This window comes from Persicitalea sp., assembly GCF_041751555.1.
Lineage (GTDB): Bacteria > Bacteroidota > Bacteroidia > Cytophagales > Spirosomataceae > Persicitalea.
Genome location: NZ_JBGSXF010000150.1, coordinates 1 through 3,998 on the forward strand (window position 1 = coordinate 1; position 3,998 = coordinate 3,998).

A 3,998-nucleotide genomic window follows, 5' to 3' on the forward strand; every position below is an offset into this window, starting at 1 on the left:
GGTCGAGACGTTGACGCCCGTGATGCGACCGCTTAGGGCTTGGTTGAGCGAAGCCGTCGGACGCTCGCGCAGGGTCTCGCCCTTGACCGCGCCCACCGCGCCCGTCAGGTCGGACTTGCGCTGCACGCCGTAGCCGACCACGACCACTTCGTCGAGCGACTTGTCATCCACCGCCATTCTGACGTCCAGTTGGGTGCGGTTGCCCAGCGTGATCTCCTGGGTGGCGAAGCCCACGAAGCTGAACACCAGCACTGGCTCAGCCTCCTGCACGTCCAGTTCGAAGGTTCCCTCGCCGTTGGTCGTCGTGCCGCGGGTGGTGCCTTTGACCACCACGCTCACGCCGGGCAGGCCCGCGTTGTTCTCGTCGGTAACGGTGCCGCGTATAATGCGTTTGGGGGTTTCTTCAATTTTTTCAAGTTGAGGGTACTTGAATGAATTCCTTTCCGATGCAGAATTTACTAGCTCACTATCTGCACTAGCCTTGGTTTTATCCTCAACTACTTCTGAAAGTTGACGCGCAGTAGAAACTTCGCTGATGATAAACGTATTTTTACGGATCTTTTTAACCTTCAAATTGACAGGTGTAAGAATTCGCGCCAGGTTGCTATCAACGGTACGGGTGTAATCAATCGAGCGGGCGGGGACGGTGCGGATGGCGATAAGCCGATCCTCAAAAATGATTTCGACCTGATAATGCTTTTGAAGGTCGAGCAGCACGGATCTCAACAGGGTCGTATTTGGTGCAGTTGATGTAGCTGATTTGGATTGCTGGACGTAGGCCAGCGTCTGGGAAAATCCGGCCAGCGAAAGTTGGCTAATCACCAAGATAGCCAGAAAAGCGGTACGAATATAAATGGGGATTTTAGACATCGTTATATAGGTTTAGAGTTTGATTCATGACTATTCAAAATGATACTACCGTTTTGTTCTCTAATATCGAGGTCGAGTACTTCCCGCAACACGTCCAGCAGATCGTTGGCGTTCTGGGCTTTGAAGTTTCCGGAGATGGTTCGAGCCGCAGTAGCTTCATTTCCTGGGACTACCACTAACCCAAAATTCTCCAACAGGATGGCGCATATTTCTCGCACGGATGTGTTGTCGAACACGTAGCGTTGCTCTTTCCAGGCTGATTGCAGTTCGGGCCTTTCGGTACGTTGAAGTTTGAGGTTGCCACTTGGGCTGAGGGTGACAAGTTCGCCGGGCTGCATCAGGAGTTGTTTCCGCTGGGCATACTTCTTGTAGTCCAGGCGAATTTTCCCTTCACTCAGGGCGACTTTTGTGCCACGCGGTCGGGCAAAAACCGTGAATTCAGTCCCCAGGACTTCCACCTGAAAATGTTTGGAAATCTTGACCACAAACCGCTGATGGGTGAGTGTGTGCCGTACCGAAAACTCGGCTTCGCCTTTTAGCCAGACTTCCCTGACCTCCGCCCCGAATCCGAAGCGGGGTACCGTCAATGTCGAATTGGCGTTGAGCGTCACACGACTGCCGTCGCTGAGCAAAAAAGTGCGGGATTGTGCATAGTCGGTTTGGTATGTTTTGTAAAGGATGGGCTCACGAAGCAGCCAGGCACTTATTCCCAATAGAATGGTGATAGACGCAGCTATTTGCCAAAATCGAAATGTTCGCCACCGACTTACGTACCTATGGTTTATAGCCTGCGATGATTGCCCGAGTACCTGGTTTTCAATTTTTTCGGATAGAGCTGAGAAAGCGGTTTCAGAATCGGGAACGTACTGCGGCGACTGGCGCTCCCACTCGTAAAGCCACTGATGGAATTCTTCGACGTTTTCTTCCCGGATGAGCCAGGTCTCGATGGTTCGCTTTTCCAGCGGGGTACTTCGGCCCGCCAGGTAATCGAAAACGATCTGTTTTGAAATAGAATGCTTCATTGTGTGATAGTTGGAATCCTGGGCCAGATGGCCCATAGAAAATGTGTTACGCCAACAGAAACAAGAGACAAGCGACCAGCCACTCGCCCCGCAAAGCTTCGCGCAGGTGCCGCAAGGCTTTCGACATGTGTGCCTCTACCGTTTTCTGTGAAATACTGAGTTCTTTGGAGATTTCCTGATACTTTTTATCCTCAAAACGACTCATCAAAAACACCCGCTGGCATTGGGCAGGGAGCTGCGCAATGGATTCGTTGACTTTCAGGTACAGATTATTGTACTGGATTTCAGCGTCGGGAGCGGGAGTTTGTAAGTCGGGTTGATTTTCGGATTCAGCTTCCAGGGGACAGGTTCGACCAAATTCCCGGCGCAGGTGGGTGAATGCCTCATTACGAACCGAACGGAAGAGATAACTCAGGAAGGAAGTATTGACGCGTTCGTACGCTTCGGTTTTGTAAAACTGAAAAAAGACTTCACTTACCAGATCTTCGGCGATCTGCCGGGAATAGACAAAGCGTACAGCGTGGCTACACAGCGGGGCGTGGTACTTGCGAAACAGCAATTCCAAGCCCGTCCGGGAATCTTCGGCGAAAGTTTGGCGCAACAGCGTCTCGGCGTCGAGCTGACGCACGGTCGATTCTCCGCTCAGGAGAAATGAAGATTTTCCAGGATCGGGTCGAAGAGCTTTAGGGTCGGACATAACGTGCTTGGCTGCGTTATTTATCCCAATGACTCAAAAAGTAAGGCTTACCCTTAGTTTTTTGTATAAAAAAAAGAAAAAATATTTATTGAGGAGTAAAATATATGGTGATTTGGCCTTACTGCTTCGCTGTAGCCATGATCTTCTCCGCTGCCCGTAGATCGTAGTTGGCGTTTTTCTTTTTATCGTCAAGTAACTTCTTTACCATAGGGTAGGAAGCACGTGCGTCGGGGCCGAGTTGTTCCAGAATGTTCAAAGCCTGTACCCGTGCCATCTGAATGTCGCTATTTAAGGCTCCTGTCAAAGTTTGAACCGCCTTGTCTTTTTCGCCAAGATGCGTCAGAGCTTCGGCGGCGGCAATGCGAACGCTGACTTCTTTATCTTTCAGCAAAGCGATGAGTTCGTACTTCGCAGGAGTTGCTCTGGTACCCAAAATAGTGAACCCCGTCGCCGCCCAATAGCGTATGACCGGGTCTTTGTCACCCAGCATTTTCATTAGTTTCGTGATGTTCTCTGGATCGCCCTCGGAAGCCATTTCAGCAGCGCCAACTACCTTCTTTACGTCATAATGACCACTCCGGGCATAATCGTAGAGAGGAACAATACCGGAAATTTCCTCCATCATGGCCTCGGGCAGGAAGCCTACGTCTTTGTTCTCGATTACGTAGTTGTGATTTGCTTTCCGCATCCGTTCCAGGGCGGATTTGTACTTTGGGTCGCCCGCCAAATTATTGACGTTATGCGGATCGGCATCCACGTCGAAGAGTTCTTCCATCGGCTTGGTTTCCCAAAACTTACGCTGCTTATCGTTCAAAGTACCTGCCTTATAAGCGGCCTCCCAGGATTTCATCGAAGGCGCGCGCCAGAGATACTCGATGTATTGCCCATAAATCTTGTGCGGCATGTAATTTCGGATGTAGCGGTACTTTTTGTCGCGCAGTCCGCGGACCAGGTCCATGCGCTCGTCCATGCGTCCCCGGAAGGCGTGGGCGTAGTCGCGCGGAGCAGCCTGTTGCTTGCCGAGGAAAGCCTTACCCTGCAAGTAGTCAGGAACTTCGACTCCCGCCAGACTAAGCAGAGTAGGGGCGAAGTCAAGGAAGGTAACGATGCGGTCGGTTTTGGTACCCGCACTGCCGGGCGCCAGGTGGGCGTATTTTTTGGGAAAACGTATCACCAGGGGAATGTGCAACCCCGACTCGTACATAAAGCGTTTGCTGCGTCCCAGCACGCCACCGTGGTCGCTGTAATAAAATACGATGGTGTTTTCGGCCTCGCCGGATTTTTCCAAGTCGGCCAGTACTTTACCGACGAACGTATCCATATCCTCGACCTTATCGTAGTACTGCGCCCAATCGTGTCGCATTTCGGGGGTATCGGGGTGATAAGGAGGCAATGTCACCTTGTCGGGG

General features: G+C 51.5%; 4 protein-coding genes. All 4 read right to left on the reverse strand.

The genetic code is table 11. The features are described from left to right. A partial coding sequence (locus ACEW8P_RS05080; protein ID WP_373512021.1) for a carboxypeptidase-like regulatory domain-containing protein occupies positions 1-870 on the reverse strand: 870 nt, incomplete at its 3' end. A gap of 2 nt (positions 871-872) precedes the next feature. Then, the gene (locus ACEW8P_RS05085) at positions 873-1,892 is read right to left on the reverse strand and encodes a FecR family protein (RefSeq protein WP_373512022.1); all 1,020 of its coding nucleotides are present in this window, start codon (positions 1,890-1,892) and stop codon (positions 873-875) included. Between the two features lie 46 nt (positions 1,893-1,938). Continuing rightward, the gene (locus ACEW8P_RS05090; RefSeq protein ID WP_373512023.1) at positions 1,939-2,589 is read right to left on the reverse strand and encodes an RNA polymerase sigma-70 factor; all 651 of its coding nucleotides are present in this window, start codon (positions 2,587-2,589) and stop codon (positions 1,939-1,941) included. Positions 2,590-2,707: 118 nt separating this feature from the next. Beyond that, a partial coding sequence (locus ACEW8P_RS05095) for a sulfatase-like hydrolase/transferase (RefSeq protein ID WP_373512024.1) occupies positions 2,708-3,998 on the reverse strand: 1,291 nt, incomplete at its 5' end.